Here is a 23558-nt window from a genome sequence, read left to right as displayed (position 1 = left end):
AACCCTGCGATATTTTCTGTACAACAAAAACTTCGATAAAATATTCATTTTTTAGCGATTTTCTCACCTTTGTTGCCTTATAATTAGAGCCATTGATAATTCAGGAGTAAATCTTTTTGGCCTTTGAGCAATTTAAACTCGATCAGCGACTTTTAAAAGCTGTTAATCACCTTGGTTTTGAAAAACCAACAGACATTCAATTACAAGCCATCCCCGCAGCCATGCAGGGCAATGACTTGATCGCTTCATCAAAAACAGGCTCTGGTAAAACCTTAGCGTTTTTGTTGCCGGCGGTACAGCGCTTGATCAGACAAAGAGCTTTGTCTAAAAAAGATCCTCGTGTGTTGATTCTGGCGCCAACGCGAGAATTGGCAAAACAGGTATTCATGCAACTTCGCACAGTAACCGCAGGTACGCGTTTTAAGAGCGCTTTGATTCTTGGCGGTGAAAACTTTAATGACCAAGTTAAAGTATTGGATAAATACCCTGATATTGTCGTTGCCACACCAGGCCGATTAGCTGACCATTTAGCCAAAGGGTTGTTCTATCTTAATGGCTTAGAGTTACTTATCCTCGATGAAGCCGATCGTATGCTCGATATGGGCTTTGCCGAACAGTTAAAACAAATCAACTTGGCGGCGGATCATCGTAAACGCCAAACCTTGATGTTTTCTGCAACCTTAGATCATGAGCAAATAAATATTTTTGCCAACGATTTACTGAAAAATCCAAAACGCATTGCCATTGGTGCGATTACCAGTGAGCACAAAGACATTAATCAGCGATTGGTATTGGCTGATCATTTAGATCATAAACAAGCATTGCTTGAGCATTTTTTACAACACGAAAATTATCAACAAGTGATCATATTCACCGCAACCCGCAGTGATACCGAACGTTTGGCTGAGGTGCTAAATAAGCAACAACTTGATGCCATAGGCCTCAGTGGCGAGTTAAAGCAATCAGAGCGTAACCGCATCATGGAAAGCTTTGCCAAGGGACAGCACAAGATTTTGGTAACAACGGATCTGGCGTCTCGTGGTTTGGATTTAACCAACGTTAGCCATGTATTTAACTTTGATATGCCAAAACACCCAGAAGAGTATGTACATCGCATTGGACGCACCGGTAGGGCTGGCGCAAAGGGCGATGCGATATCATTCGTTGGTCCAAAAGATTGGTATAGTTATCTAAACGTGAAAGCCTTCTTACAGCAAGATATGCCGTTTATCAGCGTTGAGGGACTGACTGCAAAATTCACCGGCTTGAAACCAAAGAAAACCGTCAGCAAAAAAGCACCAAGCAAAAAAGCACAAGATGCTAAGGTGGTTAAGAAGAAAGCACCTAAGGTTAAAAAGAAAGTGACTTTCGTTGATGAGGGCTTTGCTGATTTACCAATGACCAAGAAAAAAGTTGGTAAGCTGGTTGATCGAGACGAAGAAGAGACCTAGCTAAAAGGCGAGTCGAAGCCAAGATATTTATCATCTGACAGGCAATAAAAAAGAGCTCAAATGAGCTCTTTTTTTAAATCCGGTTTGCAGGATTATGCTGCTTTGATTTTGCTGTGCAGATTTGCTTTGAGAACACCTTTTCGATGTTGTAACGCTGCTTCCATTTTTTTCACACAACTACCAATTGCGATATATAAATCATCGTCTTTAGCTGAGACTGCAATTTGCATGTTTTCATAGTTGGTGACCGCTTCTATTTTTTGGGAATTTTTATCAACTTTTAAAATTACCTCGAGAGACATTAAACTTGGAAAGTGGTTCGCGATTTTAGCGAATCGACTGTTTATGACATCTGTGATGGCTTCAGTTACTTCTACGTGATGACCTGAAATTGTAATTCTCATACATGTCTCCTAACTTGTTGTCCAGAGCGACGTATTCCGCCCTTAACTTTAGAATGGGGTTATTGAGCAAAAGATACAAGGGAAAGTTACATTTTTTTGCATTTTTTTGCTTTTGCATTATTTTATCTCTTAAATTTCAACACCTTACCAGCTCTACTTGGTTGTATACTTATTACACATGTGTTCAAAACCTAAGCGGATTATTTGTCTTAATACCTCCTCGTTAACGTCGGCAAGTTTGTTAATGTATAAACAGGATTTACCTGTTTTATGTTTGCCTAGTTTAGCCAACAAAGTCTCAAGTTGGCTAAACCCTGGCATGATGTATAAGCTTATGTTTTGTTTTCGGGGAGAAAAACCTGTGATCATAAAATCGCCTTCACGACCACTTTCATACTTATAATGATACTGACCAAAGCCAATGATTGAAGTTCCCCACATGACAGGTTTTTTTTCTGTGATCTGTTCAAATAGCGCCAACAATTTAAGACTATCTAGGCGTTTGTTTTCGGGCTCTACGGACGCTAAAAATTGCGTAACATCGAGTTGGTTAGCTTGTGTCTTGTTTTCGCTCAAAAATGTGTCCTTTTGATGCTGTGTTAAACAATTCTTGGTCAGTCAATATTCTGATGTTCGGGGATAAGTTTTTCTGCACCTGGACCAAGAGGTTGTCCGTAACTGAATTCGACAAAATTACCGTCGGGGTCTTTGATACCACAATAATACCCCACAGGGTAAGGCTCTTGTTTGCACGGCCATGCTAGGATGCCATGGGCGTGGGCTTTGGCGGCAATATCATCGACAGCTTGTTTGCTCGCTAGGGCAAAGCCAAGGTGAGAAAAATCCGTATCAATTTGGTTTCGACCGGGGCCGCCGGGCAAGATAACAATAATAAACTGCTGTTCTTTGCCGGTCTCGGCAAGCCAAACGATGCGCTTACCATCCGGGCCATTTGGACGGCGGTCACGAACAATGTTGAGCCCCGCATATTGCTGGTAAAAGTGCACGCAAGCGTCCAAGTCTTTTACATGTAATGCAATATGGGTCAGGGCGATGGCCATGGCCTATTAACTGGATTTAAATTGATTGGTTAGGGGGTCGTAGTGATAGCCGAGTTCGTTCATTTTGTCATATAAGGTGTCTTCGTCTAATTCATAGCGAGAAACCAATTGATCGATTGAACCACATTCAATACGAAGTCGTTCATTTACTATGCCTAAAACAATGGAACTGTGCATGTTTAGAAGATTACTAATTTCCATCGGTTCTTCCTCCGAATGTCGCGTTGTATACCAAAATGTCTTGGTACGTTTAGTATTATCATTACTGTAAGTATAGCAGTCAGGCACAAAAAAACGCCGCGAAAGCGACGTTTTTACTGGGTTTGAATAAGTAATTGAAACTTATATTATTTATGACTCTTTAGATTTTAAATACTGCTCGTAAGTGCCGGCGAAATCAACGTAACCGTGTTCTGTTATTTCAATGATTCGTGTCGCGATTGACGATACAAATTCACGATCGTGAGAGACAAATACTATCGAGCCTTCAAATTTTTCTAAGGCCATATTTAATGATTCAATAGACTCCATATCCATGTGGTTGGTCGGCTCATCCAAAATAAGAATATTTGGTTTTTGCATCATCATTTTACCGAACAACATGCGACCTTGCTCACCACCTGATAACACCTTAACGGATTTCTTTATGTCATCTTGGCTAAACAATAAGCGACCTAAAAACCCACGTACGACTTGCTCATCGTCGCCTTCTTGACGCCATTGACTCATCCACTCGAATAAGGTCATGTCTTGTTCGAAATCTTCCGCATGATCTTGCGCATAGTAGGCGATGTTATGATTCTCTGACCACTTGTAATGGCCACCATCAACCTCGTAATCACCCATCAGAGTGCGTAGTAAGGTGGTTTTACCGACACCGTTCTCACCGATAACCGCGATTTTTTCGCCAACTTCAGCCATTAAGTTAATGTTTTTTAATACCTGATTGTCATCAAATGATTTATTAAGGTTTTCGATTTCTAAGACATTACGAAATAATGGCTTTTCTTGTTCAAAGCGAATAAACGGGTTTACACGACTTGACGCTTTAACATCATCAAGTTGAATTTTGTCAATTTGCTTAGCACGCGATGTCGCTTGCTTGGCTTTAGAGGCATTAGCAGAGAAACGACGCACAAAGTCTTGTAGCTCAGTGATTTGTGCTTTCTTCTTGGCGTTATCAGCCATTAGACGAGCACGTGCTTGGGTTGCTGCTAGCATGTATTCATCGTAGTTGCCGGCGTAAATGCGTAGCTCACCGTAATCAAGATCAGCCATATGTGTACAAACACTGTTTAAGAAGTGGCGATCGTGAGAAATAATGATCATGGTTGAATTACGCTCATTAAGCATATCTTCAAGCCATGTGATGGTGTGAATGTCCAAGTTGTTGGTTGGTTCGTCCAAAAGCAAGATATCTGGATCAGAAAACAACGCTTGTGCCAATAGCACTCGAAGTTTCCAGCCTGGCGCGACTTCGCTCATTTTGCCGTAATGTTGATCAATTGGAATACCAACACCCATAAGCAATTCACCGGCGCGACTTTCTGCGGTATAACCATCCATTTCAGCGTATAGGGTTTCAAGATCAGCAACGCGCATACCGTCTTCTTCACTCATTTCTGCTTGCGCATATATGCGGTCACGCTCTTCTTTTACAGCCCACAATTCGTTATGGCCCATGATCACCGTATCGACGACTGAGTATTCTTCAAAGGCGAATTGGTCTTGGCGCAACTTACCAACACGTTCATTAATGTCGACTTTGAAATTACCGCCGCTAGGTTCTAGATCGCCACCTAAAATTTTCATAAAGGTAGACTTACCACAGCCGTTAGCGCCGATAAGACCGTAGCGGTTACCGCCACCGAATTTAACTGAGATGTTTTCAAACAGAGGTTTAGCACCAAACTGCATGGTGATATTAGCTGTTGTGATCAAAAGAGAGTTCCTTAAAAAAGATGCACCGCATAAAATTGCGGCGCATTATAAAGTATTTGCGCCATCAGCGCATTGCTTTCGTTGTGCTTTTACTTGCGTTTCTTGCTTGGCTTTTTAAACTGATTGTCACTAAAGCGTGTTAAACCGGCTTTGCCATTGCTTGAATGCGGCTTGTTATGGCGTTTTTGCCCATAGGATGTCTTATTACCCTTGGCGTTGTTTTTGCCTTTACCATAACCGGCATTTTTTTCACTGCGGGTTTCGTGAGGTACCAAACATTCAGGACCACTGCCGATAAGCTTTCTTGCTAAGCCCATTTTGGTTAGCGCTTCGCGAATCAAGCCCCAGTTATGTGGATCATGGTATCGTAAAATCGCTTTATGCAATCGACGTTGAATGGTGCCTTTCGGTACCGCGACTGAGTCATTGTCTTTGCGGATCTTATTTAACGAGTCAATCTCGGTATGATAAATGGTGGTCGCATTAGCCAACGGTGATGGATAAAAGTTTTGTACTTGATCCAACTTAAAGTCGTTTTGTTTTAGCCATAGCGCCAAGTTCACCATATCTTTGTCTGTAGTGCCTGGATGAGCAGAGATAAAGTAGGGGATCAAAAACTGTTTTTTACCAGCAAGCTTAGAGTAATGATCAAACATCTCTTTAAACTTGTGATAAGAGCCCATGCCCGGTTTCATCATTTTTGCTAATGGCGCGTCTTCGGTATGCTCTGGGGCGATTTTTAAATAGCCACCTACATGGTGCGATGCCAATTCTTTGACGTACTCAGGATCGCGAATGGCCAAGTCATAACGAACCCCAGAAGCGATAAGAATTTTCTTAATGCCTTTAATTTTTCGCGCTTTACGGTAAAGCTCGATGGTTGGTTTGTGGTCGGTATCCATATGGCCACAAATATCTGGCCAGACACAACTTGGTCGACGACACGTAGCTTCTGCTTTAGGGCTCTTACAACGTAATTGATACATGTTGGCGGTTGGGCCACCTAAATCAGAAATAACCCCGGTAAATCCAGGTACTTTGAGTTTGATGTCTTCGATTTCTTCTAAGATCGACTCATGCGAGCGCGATTGAATAATGCGACCTTCGTGTTCGGTTATCGAGCAAAATGAACAGCCACCAAAACAACCGCGCATGATATTGATCGAGGTTTTGATCATATCGTAGGCAGGGATCTTAGCCTTGCCATAAATTTGGTGTGGCACACGCGCATACGGTAATCCAAATACGCCGTCCATCTCTGCTTCACTTAATGGGATCGCCGGCGGGTTTAGCCAAATCAAACGGTCACCGTGGGTTTGCACTAAAGCGCGAGCACTGGCAGGGTTTACTTCCTGATGAAAAATGCGCGAGGCGTGGGCATACAATACTTTGTTGGCGCTGACCTGTTCAAAAGACGGTAATTTTACGTAGGTAAACTCCCAAGGCTTGTGCTTTTTCTCCCAGCTTTTGTTTTGATAATCACTGATTTGAATAGGCACCGCTTCTTTGCTGATGTCAGGGTTACTCGTCGCAGCATTGGCGCCGTTAACTATGGTCACACCTGAGTCGGTGGTTTCATCGGCTTTATCGCAATTTGAAGGCATCATATCTTGATAAGGGCTGGCGATGGCATCTATCTTACCGGGCTTATCAATAGCGCGTGAATCAACACCACGCCATCCTGGTAGGGCGGTTTTACTTAAAAACGCCGTACCACGAACGTCTTGAATGTCTTTGACTTCTTCGCCACGAGCTATACGGTGGGCGACTTCAATTAACGGTCGTTCAGCATTACCGTATATTAATATATCGGCTTTGGCGTCAAACAATACTGAGCGACGTACTTTATCAGACCAATAGTCGTAATGGGCAATACGGCGTAAACTCGCTTCGATACCACCCAGCACAACTGGGACATCTTTGTACGCTTCTTTACAACGTTGTGAATAGACTAACGTTGCTCTATCTGGGCGTTTGCCACCTTCGTTGTTTGGCGTGTAGGCATCGTCATGACGCAAACGACGCTCGGCAGTATAGCGATTAATCATCGAGTCCATGTTGCCAGCCGTAACACCAAAGAAAAGGTTAGGTTTTCCTAACTGCATAAACGCATCTTTGCTATGCCAGTCTGGTTGCGAAATGATACCAACGCGAAAGCCTTGCGACTCCAGCATACGACCAATAATCGCCATACCAAAAGATGGGTGATCAACATAGGCATCACCGGTAACCAAAATAATGTCGCAACTGTCCCATCCTAGTTCGTCCATTTCCTTACGTGACATAGGTAAAAACGGGGCTGTGCCGTAACATTCGGCCCAATATTTCGGGTATTCAAATAATTCGGTTTTTGGTAATGGGATCATAGAAACTGATGGTCTCGTAGTAATAAAAGTGGCTGTCGCTAAACAATTCGGCGGATTATAACAGAATCTTCACTTAAGGTGTGGTTAAAAAATGTACACCGATTACACACTATTACACTTTTGTAGTGAGCAGTAATTGCCTTGTAACCTAAGTTTTTGTTTTAATAGGCTCGAAAAATTATTAATACTATGTGGGAAACTATGAAATATTCTTTGCTAGCGGCATCGGTTAGCGTATTGCTAAGCGCCTGTGTAAGTACAGATATGTCAGAGCAATCGGAACAGGTTGCCAAATCAAATACAGAAACAATGGCGCCCGTACAAGGTGCTGATGTTGCAAATCCTGATGCTGATATCAAAATCACCTTAGAAAAAGCCATGTCAGATCCTGACTGGATCGCTCGTTCACCGCAACAGTGGTATTGGGGCGATGACAGTAATACGGTTTTTTATCAGCAAAAGCGTGAAGGTAACCCGGTTACCGATTTATTCTCCAAAAGCTTAAACGCACAAGGCAATGGCGAGAAAGTCGATTACGCCAATTTGCATAAAGTCGCCGACCGAGGCGCAGTCAGCAACGCTGACGGCAGCAAAGAGCTTTATGTCTTCAAAGGTAATGTCTTCCTTAAAGACTTAAACGAGCAATCGGTTAAGCAACTTACCTATACCTCAGCGATTGAATCACAGCCAATGTTTTTAAGCGATGGCAGCGTGGCTTACCGTATCGGCAACATCTTTTACAGCTTAGATTTGAATAATAATCAGGTAAAAGAACTTGCTAACTTGCAGATGACCAATACCCCAGGTAAGCAGGCTGAGAAAACCTATATCGCCAAAGAGCAACACAAACTGATTAAGTTTGTTGCGTTACAAGAACGCAATGCCGGTATTCAAGCAGATAAAGACAGCAATATTCGCAAACAAAACGACACCATTGCAACGTCAACGTTTTACTTTGGTGAAGGCAAGCGCGTCGTACAAGCACAGCTTTCGCCTAATGGTGAAATGATGGTGGTATCTGTGGCGAAAAATATGTCATGGAGCAACGCTGGCGATATCATGCCAAATTACGTCACCAGTGATGCGATGATAGACCCACAACGCGTACGTTACCGTGTATCAGATAACCGTCAGTACTCTGAGCAAGTGTACTTACTTGATTTGAAAAACGATGCACAATATTTATTGGGTTACGACACCTTACCGGGTTTTGACGACGACGTTTTAGCGGATGTTCGCAAAGAAAACTATGCTCGTGAAGGTAAAGAGTACACCTCAGAAAAAGCGCCACGTAACATTCATTTGATGCAATACCGTCAAGCGATCAAGTGGCACAAAGATTCCAATCAGGTTGCCTTAATGATGGAAGCCTGGGACAACAAAGATCGTTGGATCGCGACCATTGATTTTGACGAAAAAGCCTTAGTAAACCAGCACCGTTTGCATGATGATGCGTGGATCAACTGGGACTTTAACAACTACGGTTGGTTTGATGAGTCAGAAACATTGTACTTCCAGTCTGAAGAGTCAGGCTATGGTCACTTATATGTCAAACCTGTTGACGGCAAAGCCAAAGCATTGACATCGGGTAACTATGAAGTGCGTCAAGTTACTAAAACCAAAGACGAAGACAACTTTTATTTTCAGGCCAACAAAAAGCACCCTGGCATTTACGAAGTTTATAAAGTGGACGTCGACAGCGCGAAAATCACTGCTGTTACAGACTTAGGTGGCAACAATTCTTATGCATTGTCGCCGGACGAAAGCAAGTTATTGATTGAACATTCAACAACAACGATGCCACCAGAGCTTTACATACAAGATACCAATATCGATGCAACGGCGGTGCGTTTAACTCATACCGTCAGTGAAGAGTTTTTGGCTATGCCTTGGACGGCGCCGTCGGTAGTTGAAATTCCATCTGAGCACAGCGAGCAAGGAATATTCACTCGCGTTTATCAGCCGGAGAATAACGACGGACCTAATGCCGGTAAAGCGGTGATGTTTGTGCATGGTGCCGGTTACTTACAAAACTCGCATTTAGGCTGGTCTGGTTACTTCCGCGAGTTTATGTTCCATTCAATGTTGGTGCAGCAAGGTTACACTGTAATTGATATGGATTACCGTGCGTCTAAAGGCTATGGCCGTGATTGGCGTACTGCGATTTATCGTCACATGGGCAAACCTGAAGTTGAAGATATGCTGCAAGGCGTTGATTGGTTAGTAGAAAACGCTAACATCGACAAAGACAAAATCGGTGTATACGGCGGTTCATACGGCGGCTTTTTAACTTTGATGGCCTTGTTTAAAGAGCCTGATACGTTCGCAGCGGGTTCTGCTTTGCGTCTAGTGTCAGATTGGACATCATATAACCACGGTTATACGTCGAACATTTTAAACACGCCAGGTGATGACCCAATTGCCTTTGAGCGCAGTTCACCTATCTATTTCGCTGAAGGTTTAACCAAGCCATTGTTGATCAACGCACCTATGGTTGATGACAATGTATTCTTCCAAGACAGTGTGCGTTTAGTACAACGCTTAATTGAGCTTGAGAAGGAAGATTGGGAGACTGCGATTTACCCAGTTGAGCCACACGGTTTTGTGCAACCAAGCAGTTGGTTAGACGAATATCGTCGTATTTTTAAGCTGTTTGAAACCCATCTTTAATAGCATATAACGAAAAAGGCGCCCTCTGGCTTAGGCTAGACGGCGCCTTTTGTTTATCTTTAACGCGTATTCTTTTATAATATCCGCCAATTTTATAAAAACTGATTCATAACGAGTTTTGCGAACATGCTAGAAACTACCTTAGCCGTTGATTTTGACTACACCTTTCCGCCTAAACCTGCGCCATTGACTGATGCAGAGAAACAGGATTACAAAGACAAAATCAAAGTCTTGTTGAAAGAGAAAAATGCGGTACTGGTTGCCCATTACTATACAGACCCTGAAATTCAGGCACTGGCTGAAGAAACCGGCGGCTGTGTAGCAGACTCATTAGAAATGGCTCGTTTTGGTAATCAACACCCAGCAGAGACGCTTATTGTTGCTGGCGTAAAGTTCATGGGTGAAACCGCAAAGGTTTTAACACCAGAAAAAACCGTACTTATGCCAACCCTAGAGGCGACCTGTTCACTCGATTTAGGTTGTCCAATCGACGAATTCAACAAGTTTTGTGATCAACACCCTGAGCGCACTGTGGTTGTTTATGCCAATACTTCAACAGAAGTAAAAGCACGTGCAGATTGGATTGTCACATCAAGCTGTGCCCTTGAAATTGTCGAACATTTGGACGAGCAGGGCGAAACCATTTTGTGGGGACCTGATAAGCATTTGGGCGCCTACATTGAAAAGCAAACTGACGCTGACATGATCATGTGGGATGGCGCGTGTATTGTTCACGATGAGTTTAAAACCAAAGCCTTGAGCGATATGAAAGCATTGCATCCAGATGCAGCTGTTTTGGTTCACCCTGAATCACCATCGTCAGTGGTTGATTTGGCTGATGCGGTAGGCTCAACCAGCCAGCTTATTAAAGCTGCGCAAGAAATGCCAAACAAAAAATTCATCGTCGCTACTGACCGCGGTATCTTCTACAAGATGCAGCAACTGTGTCCAGATAAAGAATTTTTTGAAGCGCCAACTGCCGGTGAAGGCGCAACATGTCGCAGCTGTGCGCATTGCCCGTGGATGGCAATGAACGGTTTGAAAGCCATTCATGATTCATTAATTGACCCAACGGGCCGTGAAATTTTTGTTGATATGGAGCTGCGTCAAGGTGCGTTAAAATCGCTAAATCGCATGCTTAATTTTTCTGCTCAATTAAAACTCACACAAGCCAACAATACCTAATATCATCAATTGATTAAAAACAGTACAAACGATAAATTAATTTATCGTTTGTACTTGCGTCGTTAGTGAATATTCCCTAACATACGCGCTGCTAGTACCTAGTACCTAGTACCTAGTACCTAGTACCTAGTACCTAGTACCTAGTACCTAGTACCTAGTACTTTATTTAGGTGACGTGTCCGAGTGGCTGCCAAGGTGAATATCACGCCAAGGCGTGCTCAGCAAAATCACTAAGTGCAATAACAAGCACTATATAAAAATGTTATACAAAATGAATTTAGGTGACGTGTCCGAGTGGCTGCCAAGGTGAATATCACGCCAAGGCGTGCTCAGCAAAATCACTAAGTGCAATAACAAGCACTATATAAAAATGTTATACAAAATGAATTTAGGTGACGTGTCCGAGTGGCTGCCAAGGTGAATATCACGCCAAGGCGTGCTCAGCAAAATCACTAAGTGCAATAACAAGCACTATATAAAAATGTTATACAAAATGAACTTAGGTGACGTGTCCGAGTGGCTGAAGGAGCACGCCTGGAAAGTGTGTAAAGGGCAACCTTTCGAGAGTTCGAATCTCTCCGTCACCGCCATATATTGAAACCCGACGTAAGTCGGGTTTTTTTATGGCTAGTGAAAAGGAGTGAGAACTCGAGAAGAGAGGTCAAAAAATTTGTCAGGAACAAATTTTCACACCTAGTGCCCTAAGGGGAAAATACAGGATGTATTAATGCGCAAGGTTAAAAGTAAAATCAAACAAGTTTGAAGAAGTTAAAAGTTACGCTAACCTTGAAACCAGATTTTACGAAAGAATGAGTGAAGTTGTGTCTAAACCAAAAATTTGTAATTGCGCTTTCGGTAAACAATGTAGTCAAAAGTGGGGAAAGTTATCTGAAACCGATGATTCTAATGTTCGCTATTGTGATGAATGTCACAAGGAAGTTCATTTCTGCCACAACAAAAAAAGTTTAGCTGAACATATGATGGAAAACCATTGCGTTGCTGTACCGTTTTCAATCCTTGATGAGAGTGATATACGGCGACAGGGAATGTTTGTCGGTGAAACCATTGCTCCGTATAAATTTAAAAGAGAGCTTGATGATTAAATTGAAGTAGCTCTGACTAAACCTTAGATATCTGCCAATAAGTTGAGAGTACCCATTTTGATTAATAGTACCGTATCAAATACCAACGTTTAAAAATTAGGCGGCAACCTTTTTGGTCTTTTTTCTGCAAAAGCTCGTTGCTCAACTACCTTTGAATACCCGTGAAATCCAAATAAAAACCTTGCGTTGACTCAATATATGGCCAGTGAAAAGGAGTGAGAACTCGAGAAGAGAGGTCAAAAAATTTGTCAGGAACACATTTTCACACCTAGTGCTCGCAAGGGAAAACACAGGATGTATAGCAAATACAAAGGGATACATAGCTTGTAACAGATATAGCCGTTTTAGACTTAAACGGATCTAGCGTATATAGTCCTATATACGAGTTCTTTCGGAGATTGCTCATTCTCATCCTTGAACGAAGCGCCAAGTTGCGTCTTATTACGGTATTTTTATTCTATTTTACCCAAGGTATCCCTGTTGGGCTTTTTTTCTATGCAATTCCTGCTTGGCTTGCTGCCAATGGTGCCTCTACTGCTGCCGTTGCGGGTGTAGTCAGCGCGTCTATCCTGCCTTGGACGCTTAAATTCTTTCTCGGTTTTATAATGGATCGGTACACTTATTTGCCGATGGGGCGCAGGCGTATTTGGATAATCGGCGCCCAGTCGACAATTGTCGTAATGCTCATACTCGCTGCGATACTTTCGCCTGGGGCGAAGGAAATATGGCTAATCTCTATGCTGGCTTTTCTTGTCAATTCGGGAACCGCGTTTCAGGACGTATCCATTGACAGTCTTACCGTTGATATTATGCCTGAAGATGAGCGTGGCAAAGCTGCTGGTATCATGTTTGGTGGGCAAGTATTAGGGATGTCTGTGTTCACTTTTTTCGGTGGTCACCTAATCGCAAATTATGGACCTATGGCAGGGTATCTGACCGCAGCTTTATTTGTCTCAAGCGTCGTTGTTTTCGGGATTTTTATTTACGAACGTGAAGGTGAAAGGCGTTTTCCCTGGAGTGATGGCGACGCGCATCCGCGCAATGTTCATATACAGATCAAGGCTTGGAAGCCACTATTGATCAATAGCTGGAAAGCCATGCTTGCGCCGATAAGTCTGGTTGCGTTTGCTATTTTTTGTGTCCGAACCATGCCAAGTGGCATAGCTGAGGCCTATCATCCTGGCCTTGCAACCAACCTCGGTGGTTGGACTCAGACAAGTTATACCAATACCATCTCAGCCGCCCAGTTTGCCTCTGGTATATTTGCTCTTGTGTTAGGCGGCAGGGCTGTGACAAAAATAGGTGCGCAACGTGCCGCCTTGATCATGTGTATACTGGTCAGTGTGTGTGCGATTAGCTTTGGTTTGGCACACAATCATTGGTCAAACGTTTCACTTCTTACCGCTTATTTCTGGCAGATTGAATTTTTTGCGACGATGCTAATCGTAGCCTTTATTCCAATCGCAATGCGGCTTTGCAACCCAGGTGTTGCGGCAACGCAGTTCACGCTCTATATGGCGGCATCAAATGTAGGGCGTCCACTAGGTAGTTCAATTGCTGCTGCGACAGATAATATGGGCGTGCCGTATCTCATGTATTTTATTTTGGCCAGTGTCTTCGTTGTACTGTCAATTGTGCTCTGGTTTGTCCGTTTCCCAACCAAGGCTCCTGATGTGGTGCAAATAATCGAACAAAATGACCCTATTGTCGAGGGGGAGCCGGCACCAAAAATCAACTAGGCAGGCATTATATGTGAGCAATTATTTAGCCACTCATTAGCCAGTCTTTAAGCAATAAAAATACTTGCTGCCTATTACTCAAGACTTGTATAAAAGTTCTTAGATAAGCGAAAACTACCTATCTTATAAACCATTTAATGATATTGAATATTTTGCTGCCATTGCTGCCATTGCTGTCGATCAAGAAATGGTCGCTTGGTTAATTAAAGAGCAGGGCGAGGGTGTTCAAGATAAAATTCAATTAGTTAAACTTGAATCAGATAATTCACATCGTTGGGCAGTGAACCAGCAAGGACTATATTTCACGTCTAGGCAAGGTCGCAAGGCTATTTTAAAGTTCCAGCCGTTTGATGACATACTCAATCAACCTAATGCTAGGCAGGCCAACATCAGTAGCGTGTTCATTGGCAACAACAGATTTAGGCTCAGTTTTGACCTGCACCCAAGTAAAAATAAAATGTTATTAGTTGAGTCGTTAAGTGCTCAAAGTGATTTAGTCAAAGTCAGATGGTGATGCGAATTTAACGTTAACTAAAGGCTGTTTTCAACTGAAAGTGCAACCACTCGCGTATTAGCGAGTTGTAACAGCCAATTATGCGGCATAGACTTTAAGCCATTTTAACTTCAATCCTTAAGAGCTTTTTAGATTCATTTTAAGGTAACTCTTTGCTCCCTAAAATCTTTTCATTTTCAATAGCTTGAATCGATTTTTATGTCAGCTTATTTTACATTTAACTGGTATGCATTGTTTTTGAAAAATCTAACGTATTGAATTGTTTAACAATATTTTTATTGGCGCAATATTTGCTCGTCGCAGGTTGGATTCGAAACCTATGAGAGTACATAAAATATGAATAACCAACTCCGCAATTTTATCTTAATATCAATAGCAAGCCTCTGTTTTATCGCCAATTCTGCATCTGCAGAATCTTATCTTGTCATCGGTAACGGTGCCAATAAATCGACGATGAAAAGTATGACTAAGCAAGCCAATAAAATAGGTGCGCGTGTTACTAATGTCATCACAGAAGCCGGTGTGATTGTTATCGAGGCAAGCCCTAAGCAGGCAGCTAAAATGACTGGAGTCATGGCTGTCGTACCAAACATCAAAGTACAAATGACGACACCTAGTGAGCGTATTTCAGTTCAAGCTGCCAACCCACCAAATAGTGGCGATGATGATTTTTTCTTTGATCGTCAATGGGGTCATGATGCGGTGAATGCGCCTGAAGCATGGGAAGCTGGTGTGCGCGGTAAAGGCGCACGTGTTGCTGTTTTAGATGGCGGTTTCAGCCTGAACCACCCTGATATTGCAAACAATGTTGTCGGTGCCGCCGATATGACAGGCGAGGGCATCGAATATGGTCCAAATGAAGATGATCCTGATGGAATCTTTAGCCATGGTATGCATGTAGCAGGTACCATTGCCGCTGCAGACAATGCCTTTGGCACCATTGGTGTCGCACCTGAAGCGGAATTAGTATTAGTTAAAGTGCTTGGTAATAATGGTACTGGTTCGTTTGAAGACATATTAGAAGGTATTATCTTTGCCGCCAATTTTGATGAAGTCGATGTTATTAATATGAGTCTAGGTGCGGATATTCCACAAGGCCTCGGTGTTGATGCAAGTTTAGTGGCGTCATTGCGAGTGGTAATGAACCGAGCCGTTGCTTATGCATACAAACAAGGTATCACGGTTATTGTAGCCTCTGGTAATGATGGACGAGACTCAAACGCAGACAAGAGCATGGTCGTGTTCCCTGCGGATATGCCACATGCGATATCTATTTCAGCAACCGGTCCAGAAGGATGGGGTTATGATCCTACAACCGACTTAGATACCCAAGCTATCTATACCAACTATGGCCGCAGTGGTATCGACTTTTCAGCCCCCGGTGGTGATTATGAATTGATCGAGACTAACCCGGAACTGGCGTTTAGTGGTTGTGCGGTTGGTAGTACTGTACGTGTTTGTTATGTATGGGACTTCGTTTTCAGCGTCGGTAGTGATTACAACGGCATTTGGTATTACTGGTCGGTTGGCACAAGTATGGCAGCACCACATGCTGCAGGTGTAGCAGCTCTCATTGTAGGCGAGAATGGTGGTCAAATGCACCCAGCTAAAGTTAAAGCCGAAATGCAAAGACGAGCGGATGATTTAGGTCAACCAGGTAAAGACGCGGTTCATGGCAATGGTCGAGTCAGTACCGGTTACTAAAACACGACCTAATTCTTAACGTAAGTTTTACAAATAAAAAGATTTGGCATTGCCAAATCTTTTTTTATGGGTGAATCAAAACCTATCGCACGAACAATGAGCTTGGGGATTACCTAAAATACTGCTTCAATTCGTTGATGCTTGGTTGGTAGCGAAAGACAAGCTTGCCATCCACCAATACATTAGGCGAATGTTTTATATTGTATTGCTCTACCAGTTCTGGGTGCATTTCTATGTAATCGATACGGTAGTTGACACCGACGCAGTTCATCTCATTTTCAAGGTTAGGAATACTAAAGTCTGTTTGTGTTACCAGCAGTTGTACATCCACGATTATCTTCCTGTTGATGGCCCTTATAAAAGTATAGTTTTTTTTGCAGATCGTGTAGAACTTTGAACTATTCGATTTTTCAATCTAGGCTTGAGTTATAAGCATATTTAACGTACTGATTTAATAATAATTTATTGTCGCTTTATGGCGATGACGTTAGGAAACCAATAAGCCATGCCAACAACTAGCAGCCGCAATCCATACACGGGCGACATAATTGCGCATTACCCACAGCAAAGCATAGAGCAAATTGATGACAACATCCTTCGTTTGCAGAAACGCTTTTTAGGTTGGAAAAATACCCCTGTCGCGGAACGTGTCGAGATTTTGCGACATGCCTGTCAATACTTTGATGTAAACCGAGATGTTATTGCCAAAGATATTACCGAGGCGATGGGTAAACCATTAGCGCAATCTAAAAATGAATTAAATGGCTTTTTTGAGCGCGCTAATTATCTCCTCGATAATGCTGAGTCGTTTCTTGCCGATGAAATCATTAGCGCCGATTCCAAGCAGGCGCAGATCATTAGTCACGCGCCTTTTGGCGTCGTATTGATCGTAGCCGCGTGGAATTACCCATTACTGATCGCCATAAATGGTGTACTGACCGCTTTATTAGCAGGCAATACGGTGCTATTGAAACATGCCTCAAATACCATCGTCATAGGGCAGCACTTTCAACGTGCATTTGGTCTGATTGGCGGTCATGAAGAGCTGTTGTTGCATTGTGTTGCTGAGCATAGTGTCTTAGCCAATGTTATGGCGCAGTCGAACATCAACCATGTGGTGTTTACCGGCTCAGTTGCCGCAGGCGAAAAAGTCTATAAACACAGCGCCAAACAATTTAATCATTGTCACTTAGAGCTGGGCGGTAAAGACGCTGCCTATGTCGATGAAGGCGTCGATGTTGACCAAGTCGCCGCGAGCTTGGTTGATGGTGCTATGTATAACGCCGGGCAATCTTGTTGCGGTATCGAACGAGTTTATGTGCACCACAGTCTTTATTCACAGTTTGTCGACGCCTGTAACAACCTTATCGCCAAATACCGGTTGGGGGATCCCATGGATGAAACCACGGATATGGGGCCTCTTGCCAGCGCGAGTGCGGCAGAGGCTATGGATCAACAAATACAAAATGCGCTTAGTTTAGGGGCTGAAATTGTCATTGGCGGCGAAACTGCCAGCATTAATGGCGCGACGTTTTTTAAACCGACCCTATTAAAGCATGTCACAAATCAGATGTTGGTGATGCAAGAAGAAAACTTTGGCCCGATATTGCCGGTTATGTCGGTGCAAAATATGCAACAAGCGATCACCTTAATTAACGACAATGTCTATGGCTTAACCGCAGCAATATACAGTCACAATCAAGACAAAGTTGCAGAATTTGCTGATGCTGTCGATGTTGGCACTGTGTTTCAAAATCGCTGCGATTATCTTGCACCGGCATTACCTTGGACTGGATGCAAGCAAAGTGGCATTGGTTCTGGCCTGTCAAAGTTTGGCTTTTACGGCCTGACACGACGCAAAGCGAAAAATTTTAATAAATCATAGGGAGTCGCGCATGACAACAATAGAAGCAAAACTAAAGCAGCTTCGCGATGAAAACATCAAGTGGATCAAGCTAGCCTTTACCGATATCGACGGTGTGCATCGTGGTAAGTATGTCAGCATCGACAAATTTGCGACCATTCTCAGCAACGGTGCCGGTTTTTGTGATTGTGTACTTGGTTGGGATATGGATGACCAGCTCTATGATAACGTCGAGTTCACCGGTTGGCACACCGGATTTCCTGACGCCTTGTATAAAATTGATTTAAGCACCGAGCGTCGCTTACCTGATGAGCACAATATTCCTTTTTATTTGGTCGAGTTCAACACCAAAGACGGCGGTGATCACCCGATTTGTCCGCGCAGTTTGTTAAAACGGGTATTAGCGAAAGCAAATTCGATGAATATTGATGTCAAGCTCGCCTTTGAATACGAGTTTTTTATTTTTAACGAAACCCCTGAAACGGTGCGTGAGAAAAATTATCAAAATCTCAATCATTATACCCAAGGTAACTTCGGCTATTCGCTGTTGCGCGCCAACGCGAAAGCTGACATGTATCACCAATTTCTTGAATATTGTGAACAGATGGATTTTGCCCTAGAAGGCTTGCATTGTGAAACCGGCCCCGGTGTCTGGGAAGCGGCAATCGGCTACGATTCGGCGTTAAATATGGCGGATAAAGCAACCTTATTTAAAACCTTTAGCAAAAGCTTTTTCCAAAAGCAGGATCTTATGGCGACCTTTATGGCCAAATGTTCTATGGATTATCCAGGGCAAAGTGGCCATGTGCATCAATCACTTTATGACGCGACAACCGGTGACAGCTTGTTTTATCAAGAGGGGGCAGAGCATCACATCAGTGACACCATGCGTCACTATATTGCCGGCCAACAAAAATACTTAAAGCCATTGCTGGCGATGTGTGCACCAACCATCAATTCATATACGCGTTTAATCAAAGGTTTTTGGGCTCCAACCGCGGCAACGTGGGGCGTTGAAAACCGAACCACGGCATTACGTGTTATTGGTAACAACGCAAAAAGTCAGCGCGTCGAATTTCGACTCGGCTCGGCAGATGCCAATCCTTACTTAGTTGCCGCGGCGGTTATCACCGCGGGTTTGCTTGGTATCGAGCAACAATTAACACCAACCAATGCACTTATAGGTAATGCCTATGAGCAAGAAGAAGAACTAGCGGATGAATTACAGTTGGCGACGAATTTACGTGATGCGGCGAGAGACTTTCAGCGCTGTGATGAGTTAACTCAGGCGTTAGGTGAAGATTTTTGTCGCCATTTTTATGCGACAAGGATGTGGGAAGTTCGTGAATATGAACGCCAAGTTACCGACTGGCAAATGCAGCGTTATTTTGAAATTATCTAACTGGGTATAACGACACCATGCAGCAATTTAATTTTCCGACCATTATTTATTTTGGCGAGCAGGCATTACAAAGCTTGGCGACAACGCTTAAGCAGAAACAACACAAAAAAGCGTTGTTGGTAACCGACAAAACCTTAACAGAACTAGGGATCGCCAATAAGGTAAGCCAGGTAATCCAATCTCAGGGCATCGAGGTCGTGGTGTTTGATGATGTGCACCCTAACCCAATAGAGCAAGATGTTGAGCTTGGCAGCCAAGCGTTTATTCAGCATCATTGTGATTGCTTGATAGCGCTTGGTGGGGGTAGCCCTATGGATGTGGCTAAGGTTATTAAAGTCGCCAGCACCCACCCCGGACCTTTAGCGCAATACGATGATGCCATCGGCGGTGATAAACTCATTGTTAATGACATGCCAGCGCTTTATGCCATACCTACAACGGCAGGTACGGGCAGTGAAGTTGGTCGTTCTGGGGTGATTATTCTGCGCGAAAGTGGCCAAAAAACCATTATATTTGCGCCGCAGTTGATGCCGGATATCGCCGTATTGGCGCCGGAGTTAACTGTTGATTTACCCGCTCACATTACCGCAGCTACCGGCATTGATGCGTTTACACATTGTTTAGAAGCGTATTTTGCCCCAGGATTTCACCCTATGGCGGATGGTATTGCACTTGAGGGCATGCGATTGTGTTTGCAATACCTCGCGACCTGCGTCGAACAGGGCGATAATCTTGATGCCAGAGGACAGATGCAAATGGCAGCGACCATGGGGGCAACGGCATTTCAAAAAGGCTTAGGAATGACCCACTCGTTAGCACACCCGCTGTCAGCAGAATTTAATACTCATCATGGCTTAGCCAATGCCTTGTTATTGCCATTTTCATTAGAATTTATCGAACAGCATGCCGAACTCAATAATGAGCAGAAAGAGAAGATTTCTGCTATTAAACAGCTGTTTTATCGCCACAATATTGATGCTGACAGATTGTCACAGTGCACTCTGCAGTGGTTTACGCAATTGGGGATTACATTTGGGTTATCGCAACACGGTATCAGTGAACAAGATATCGCTATGCTTGCCGATAAGGCGTTCGATGATCCTTGTCATCACAGCAATATGGTCTCCGTCAGCCGTGATGATTTATATGCTGTATACGCTAAGGCTTTGTAATGCGTATTGCCTTATTACTTTGTGACCATGTAAAACCCGAGCTAGTGCATGTCAGTGGTGATTACCCTGAAATGTTTCAAGCCATGTTCGCTAAGCATGCACCTGAGGTAAGGTTAACGGTATTTGATATACAAGCAGGGCAATACCCTCAAGATATCGATCAATTTGATGCTTTTCTTAGTTCAGGCTCGGCCTCTTCGGTTTATGAGCAGCATGATTGGATTTTAGAATTTACGCTATTTGTTCGGCAGTTGTTTGCCGCCGAGAAAAAATTTATTGGTATTTGTTTTGGCCATCAGATGATAGCCCATGCACTAGGTGCCGATGTTGAATTGTCGGAAAAAGGTTGGGGTGTGGGTATTAAAAAAAGTCGAGTCGTCAATAAAAAGCCGTGGATGACGCCAGAGTCACGCGACTTTTCCATGTTGTTATCGCATCGCGATCAAGTGTTATCTTTACCGCCAAATGGCGAACTATTGGCTTGTAATGAACACTGTGAAATCTCTATGTTTCAAATTGGCAAAAACTTTTTGGGGCTGCAAGGTCACCCCGAATTTACGCGGCAATACGCAAAGGCATTAATGCAGTTTCGCAAAAATATTATCCCGCTGGATATACGCCAACGGGCGAGTAATACCTTTGAGCAATCGCTTGATACCCAGGTCATTGTATCTTGGATGCTTAGGTTTGTAGGCAACGGATGCTAGACAATTTATTTATCAGGTAATGTAACTTTTTATATTTGTGGCACGTATTTGTTTATAGAAAGTTTAATTGTCAGGTGAACAATGTCTTGGCCATCCATTGCGGTTAAGCAAGCGAGTAACCTCAAAGGACAACAGCAAAGTGTGCGCTGTTTGCTATCAGTGCGCGCAAAGCAGATGAGTAAAGCACAACTTCGTCGCAGCCTTAAAGGGCTATCGAAGGCGAGTAAGCCAGCAAACCTGCTCAATAATGTTGAGCAAACATTGCGCTTTACAAAAGCAATTAAACCCGAGGTCTTTGATACAAAGATGAATGATAATCGCTCGTTACCGCATGCTGATGATGCACGTTGGTCATCTTTGATGAGCAAGGCGCAAGCAGGCAGTAAAACCGATTATCAACAATTATTAGGTGAACTGGGTGAGGTTACTCAAGCGTATTTACGTAAACGATTAGGTCAGCAACACTTTATTGAAGATTGCGTACAAGAAACGTTGTTGGCGATTCATAAAGCGCGACATACCTATGACAAACGACGTGCTTTTCGCCCTTGGTTTTTTACTATTGTACGTCATAAATTGGTCGACTATTTGCGTCATAAACAGAATTATCAGCGACTGATCGATAGCCAACAACAATGTGCAGAAAAACAAATAACAACGGACAGTATTGTTGAACAACAAATCGATAGCGCCAGCTTATTGGCGGGTCTGTCGAAAAGCCATCAACAAGCGTTAACATTGACGAAACTATTGGGGTTTACCTGCGCTGAAGCAGCAAAACGACTAGGAACATCTGAAACGGTTGTTAAGGTGCGTGTGCATCGAGCAATCAACAAGCTTAAACAGATTATGGAGGCAGAAGATTAATGCCCAACAGAGATAAATTTATTGCAGATCTCACCGATAACCTTGAGCCGGTCAAGCCAATGCTGAACATTGATGCATTGGCAATGATTTGGTGTGTTATCAGTGTGCTTTATGTTATCGCGATCATTCATTTAACCGGGCCTACTCGCCCTGGGGCATTGTCACAATTGGTCACTGAGCCACGTTTTTTGCTCGAAACTTTGCTTGGCTTAACGGCGATCATTTGCTTGTCTTTATTAGCCTTTCGAGATGCGGTTCCTGGCGCACTAAGCTCAACATTTATGAAGATTGGCATCGTATTAGTGATGGTTTGGTTAGCGCAGTACGCTATTGGTTTGCTGTCTCCTGCATTACAACCGTCAGACTTAGGCAAACGCCCAATGTGTCTTTATGAGACCATGATGTATTCGTTGCCACCTATTTACGCAGCTTGGTATTTAGCTCGCCGTTATTACCCATTGCAACCGGTAAGAACGGCGATGATGCTTAGTCTATCTGCGGGCTTAATGCCGGCGCTATATATGCAAATTGCCTGTATGTATGAGCCTAAACACATCTTAAGTTTTCATATCATGCCGGGGGTTCTAATGGCCTTGTTTGGTATTGCACTTGCGTGGTTTTGGCAACGTGATAAAGCAAAATAAGTCAGGGTGTTATTGATAACGTTAATCTAAAGTAGCCGTTATTACGCCTTGGTTAGTAGCTAAATGAACTGACTCAATAATCATTAAGCTTACTGCCTTTCGAACAACTCGGGATTTGCTCAGAATTCGCATCCGCTCTGGTTTTATAATAGAGAACTCGGACTAGCGCATGATCATTTTTATTGTCAATAGCACACTGATTTACAATAGATCACTTAATAAAAAGGCTACCTCGGTAGCCTTTTGTGTTGTTAAAAATATAACAGGGATGAAATAAATGAATGAGTATTAGTCTTCGACGTACTCTTTACCTGGACCTAATAATGGGCATAAGAAATAAAAATCCTCTTCATCCATATGGCCATTGCTGTTCGAGTCTACCCACCAGCGGCCGCCATAGTAATCGGTATCTCTAGGACCTACAGCTGTTTGCGCACCAGTAGGGCCTGCAAATTCAAGTAGCTGATAGTTGGTGGTGCTGTTGTAAGGCAATTCTTTCAACAACACGCTCTCATAGATTTTGTTTTGTGAAGTGACGTAGATCATCGCTCTGTCGGGTTTGCCGATACCTTGGTTGTGGTCCTTGGCACTGGCGATAAATGGTGTCGATGCAATCATGCTGGCTAAAGTAATCGCTGTGATAGTTTTTAAGCTTTTCATTGTTGTCTGTTCCTCTTCGTTTATTTATGGGCTGAGCTAGCTCATGTATACATAGGTGAACAACAGTCAGCAGACGCTGACTCACCAACCCTAAGTTGGGGTTA

At 43.2% G+C, this 23558-nt stretch carries 20 protein-coding genes and 1 tRNA gene; 13 read left to right on the top strand and 8 right to left on the bottom strand.

Annotated features, from left to right (window positions below; genetic code table 11):
• The first annotated feature begins 116 nt into the window (after positions 1-116).
• Positions 117-1451: a DEAD/DEAH box helicase gene (locus E2K93_RS02360; protein ID WP_135437547.1), complete on the top strand. Its 1335-nt coding sequence runs from the start codon at positions 117-119 to the stop codon at positions 1449-1451.
• Positions 1452-1543: 92 nt separating this feature from the next.
• Here the strand turns inward: E2K93_RS02360 and hpf are convergent, their stop codons facing one another.
• From hpf to E2K93_RS02330, 6 genes are all read right to left on the bottom strand, one after another.
• The gene (hpf, locus tag E2K93_RS02355) at positions 1544-1855 is read right to left on the bottom strand and encodes a ribosome hibernation-promoting factor, HPF/YfiA family (protein WP_135437546.1); all 312 of its coding nucleotides are present in this window, start codon (positions 1853-1855) and stop codon (positions 1544-1546) included.
• A gap of 153 nt (positions 1856-2008) precedes the next feature.
• Positions 2009-2431: a DUF1801 domain-containing protein gene (locus E2K93_RS02350; RefSeq protein ID WP_135437545.1), complete on the bottom strand. Its 423-nt coding sequence runs from the start codon at positions 2429-2431 to the stop codon at positions 2009-2011.
• A 38-nt stretch (positions 2432-2469) separates the two neighbouring features.
• Positions 2470-2916: a VOC family protein gene (locus E2K93_RS02345; RefSeq protein WP_135437544.1), complete on the bottom strand. Its 447-nt coding sequence runs from the start codon at positions 2914-2916 to the stop codon at positions 2470-2472.
• Positions 2917-2922: 6 nt separating this feature from the next.
• Positions 2923-3117, bottom strand: a complete 195-nt coding sequence (locus E2K93_RS02340; protein WP_135437543.1) for a DUF4250 domain-containing protein — start codon at positions 3115-3117, stop codon at positions 2923-2925.
• A gap of 150 nt (positions 3118-3267) precedes the next feature.
• Positions 3268-4857 carry an ABC-F family ATPase gene (locus E2K93_RS02335; protein ID WP_135437542.1) on the bottom strand — a complete coding sequence of 530 codons (1590 nt, stop codon included), beginning with the start codon at positions 4855-4857 and terminating at the stop codon, positions 3268-3270.
• A gap of 89 nt (positions 4858-4946) precedes the next feature.
• The gene (locus E2K93_RS02330) at positions 4947-7223 is read right to left on the bottom strand and encodes a YgiQ family radical SAM protein (RefSeq protein WP_135437541.1); all 2277 of its coding nucleotides are present in this window, start codon (positions 7221-7223) and stop codon (positions 4947-4949) included.
• A 201-nt stretch (positions 7224-7424) separates the two neighbouring features.
• On the opposite strand from E2K93_RS02330, the gene E2K93_RS02325 reads away from it, so the two are divergent.
• The 6 genes from E2K93_RS02325 to E2K93_RS02300 all read left to right on the top strand — a co-directional run bounded on the left by E2K93_RS02325 (position 7425) and on the right by E2K93_RS02300 (position 16138).
• Positions 7425-9893, top strand: coding sequence for a S9 family peptidase (locus E2K93_RS02325; protein WP_135437540.1), 2469 nt, complete (start codon positions 7425-7427; stop codon positions 9891-9893).
• A gap of 126 nt (positions 9894-10019) precedes the next feature.
• Positions 10020-11078, top strand: coding sequence for a quinolinate synthase NadA (gene nadA, locus E2K93_RS02320; protein WP_135437539.1), 1059 nt, complete (start codon positions 10020-10022; stop codon positions 11076-11078).
• A 502-nt stretch (positions 11079-11580) separates the two neighbouring features.
• Positions 11581-11668 (top strand) — tRNA-Ser (locus E2K93_RS02315).
• Between the two features lie 219 nt (positions 11669-11887).
• Positions 11888-12181, top strand: coding sequence for a hypothetical protein (locus tag E2K93_RS02310; protein ID WP_145988258.1), 294 nt, complete (start codon positions 11888-11890; stop codon positions 12179-12181).
• 431 nt (positions 12182-12612) lie between these two features.
• On the top strand, positions 12613-13920 hold the full coding sequence (locus tag E2K93_RS02305) for an MFS transporter (protein ID WP_189637834.1): 1308 nt from the start codon (positions 12613-12615) through the stop codon (positions 13918-13920).
• A gap of 850 nt (positions 13921-14770) precedes the next feature.
• A complete protein-coding gene (locus E2K93_RS02300) occupies positions 14771-16138 on the top strand; it encodes a S8 family serine peptidase (RefSeq protein WP_135437536.1) in 1368 nt (455 codons plus the stop codon).
• Positions 16139-16247: 109 nt separating this feature from the next.
• Here E2K93_RS02300 and E2K93_RS02295 read toward each other — a convergent pair whose 3' ends face one another.
• Positions 16248-16469, bottom strand: a complete 222-nt coding sequence (locus E2K93_RS02295; RefSeq protein WP_135437535.1) for a hypothetical protein — start codon at positions 16467-16469, stop codon at positions 16248-16250.
• 174 nt (positions 16470-16643) lie between these two features.
• Between E2K93_RS02295 and E2K93_RS02290 the strand changes: the two genes are divergently transcribed.
• The 6 genes from E2K93_RS02290 to E2K93_RS02265 all read left to right on the top strand — a co-directional run bounded on the left by E2K93_RS02290 (position 16644) and on the right by E2K93_RS02265 (position 22794).
• The gene (locus tag E2K93_RS02290) at positions 16644-18023 is read left to right on the top strand and encodes an aldehyde dehydrogenase family protein (RefSeq protein WP_135437534.1); all 1380 of its coding nucleotides are present in this window, start codon (positions 16644-16646) and stop codon (positions 18021-18023) included.
• Positions 18024-18033: 10 nt separating this feature from the next.
• Positions 18034-19404, top strand: a complete 1371-nt coding sequence (locus E2K93_RS02285) for a glutamine synthetase family protein (protein ID WP_135437533.1) — start codon at positions 18034-18036, stop codon at positions 19402-19404.
• Positions 19405-19421: 17 nt separating this feature from the next.
• Positions 19422-20576, top strand: coding sequence for an iron-containing alcohol dehydrogenase (locus tag E2K93_RS02280; protein WP_135437532.1), 1155 nt, complete (start codon positions 19422-19424; stop codon positions 20574-20576).
• Complete coding sequence (locus E2K93_RS02275; RefSeq protein WP_135437531.1) at positions 20576-21283, top strand: glutamine amidotransferase-related protein; 708 nt, start codon at positions 20576-20578, stop codon at positions 21281-21283. The genes E2K93_RS02280 and E2K93_RS02275 overlap by 1 nt, the downstream gene beginning before the upstream one ends.
• 81 nt (positions 21284-21364) lie before the next feature.
• On the top strand, positions 21365-22150 hold the full coding sequence (locus tag E2K93_RS02270; RefSeq protein WP_135437530.1) for an RNA polymerase sigma factor: 786 nt from the start codon (positions 21365-21367) through the stop codon (positions 22148-22150).
• Positions 22150-22794, top strand: coding sequence for an NrsF family protein (locus E2K93_RS02265; RefSeq protein WP_135437529.1), 645 nt, complete (start codon positions 22150-22152; stop codon positions 22792-22794). The genes E2K93_RS02270 and E2K93_RS02265 overlap by 1 nt, the downstream gene beginning before the upstream one ends.
• Positions 22795-23082: 288 nt before the next feature.
• Here E2K93_RS02265 and E2K93_RS02260 read toward each other — a convergent pair whose 3' ends face one another.
• Entirely contained in the window at positions 23083-23454 is a 372-nt protein-coding gene (locus E2K93_RS02260; RefSeq protein WP_135437528.1) for a hypothetical protein, read from the bottom strand.
• Positions 23455-23558: the final 104 nt, after the last annotated feature.

The organism is Thalassotalea sp. HSM 43, assembly GCF_004752005.1.
Lineage (GTDB): Bacteria > Pseudomonadota > Gammaproteobacteria > Enterobacterales > Alteromonadaceae > Thalassotalea_A.
This window is presented reverse-complemented; position numbering and strand designations above follow the sequence as displayed.

Bases quoted from the DNA above. Each gene is read 5' to 3' on its own strand.
- hpf (WP_135437546.1), bottom strand. From the start codon at position 1,855: ATGAGAATTACAATTTCAGGTCATCACGTAGAAGTAACTGAAGCCATC.
- E2K93_RS02265 (WP_135437529.1), top strand. From the start codon at position 22,150: ATGCCCAACAGAGATAAATTTATTGCAGATCTCACCGATAACCTTGAG.
- E2K93_RS02290 (WP_135437534.1), top strand. From the start codon at position 16,644: ATGCCAACAACTAGCAGCCGCAATCCATACACGGGCGACATAATTGCG.
- E2K93_RS02270 (WP_135437530.1), top strand. From the start codon at position 21,365: ATGTCTTGGCCATCCATTGCGGTTAAGCAAGCGAGTAACCTCAAAGGA.
- E2K93_RS02275 (WP_135437531.1), top strand. From the start codon at position 20,576: ATGCGTATTGCCTTATTACTTTGTGACCATGTAAAACCCGAGCTAGTG.
- E2K93_RS02330 (WP_135437541.1), bottom strand. From the start codon at position 7,223: ATGATCCCATTACCAAAAACCGAATTATTTGAATACCCGAAATATTGG.
- E2K93_RS02345 (WP_135437544.1), bottom strand. From the start codon at position 2,916: ATGGCCATCGCCCTGACCCATATTGCATTACATGTAAAAGACTTGGAC.
- E2K93_RS02260 (WP_135437528.1), bottom strand. From the start codon at position 23,454: ATGAAAAGCTTAAAAACTATCACAGCGATTACTTTAGCCAGCATGATT.
- E2K93_RS02325 (WP_135437540.1), top strand. From the start codon at position 7,425: ATGAAATATTCTTTGCTAGCGGCATCGGTTAGCGTATTGCTAAGCGCC.
- E2K93_RS02300 (WP_135437536.1), top strand. From the start codon at position 14,771: ATGAATAACCAACTCCGCAATTTTATCTTAATATCAATAGCAAGCCTC.
- nadA (WP_135437539.1), top strand. From the start codon at position 10,020: ATGCTAGAAACTACCTTAGCCGTTGATTTTGACTACACCTTTCCGCCT.
- E2K93_RS02285 (WP_135437533.1), top strand. From the start codon at position 18,034: ATGACAACAATAGAAGCAAAACTAAAGCAGCTTCGCGATGAAAACATC.
- E2K93_RS02280 (WP_135437532.1), top strand. From the start codon at position 19,422: ATGCAGCAATTTAATTTTCCGACCATTATTTATTTTGGCGAGCAGGCA.
- E2K93_RS02310 (WP_145988258.1), top strand. From the start codon at position 11,888: ATGAGTGAAGTTGTGTCTAAACCAAAAATTTGTAATTGCGCTTTCGGT.
- E2K93_RS02340 (WP_135437543.1), bottom strand. From the start codon at position 3,117: ATGGAAATTAGTAATCTTCTAAACATGCACAGTTCCATTGTTTTAGGC.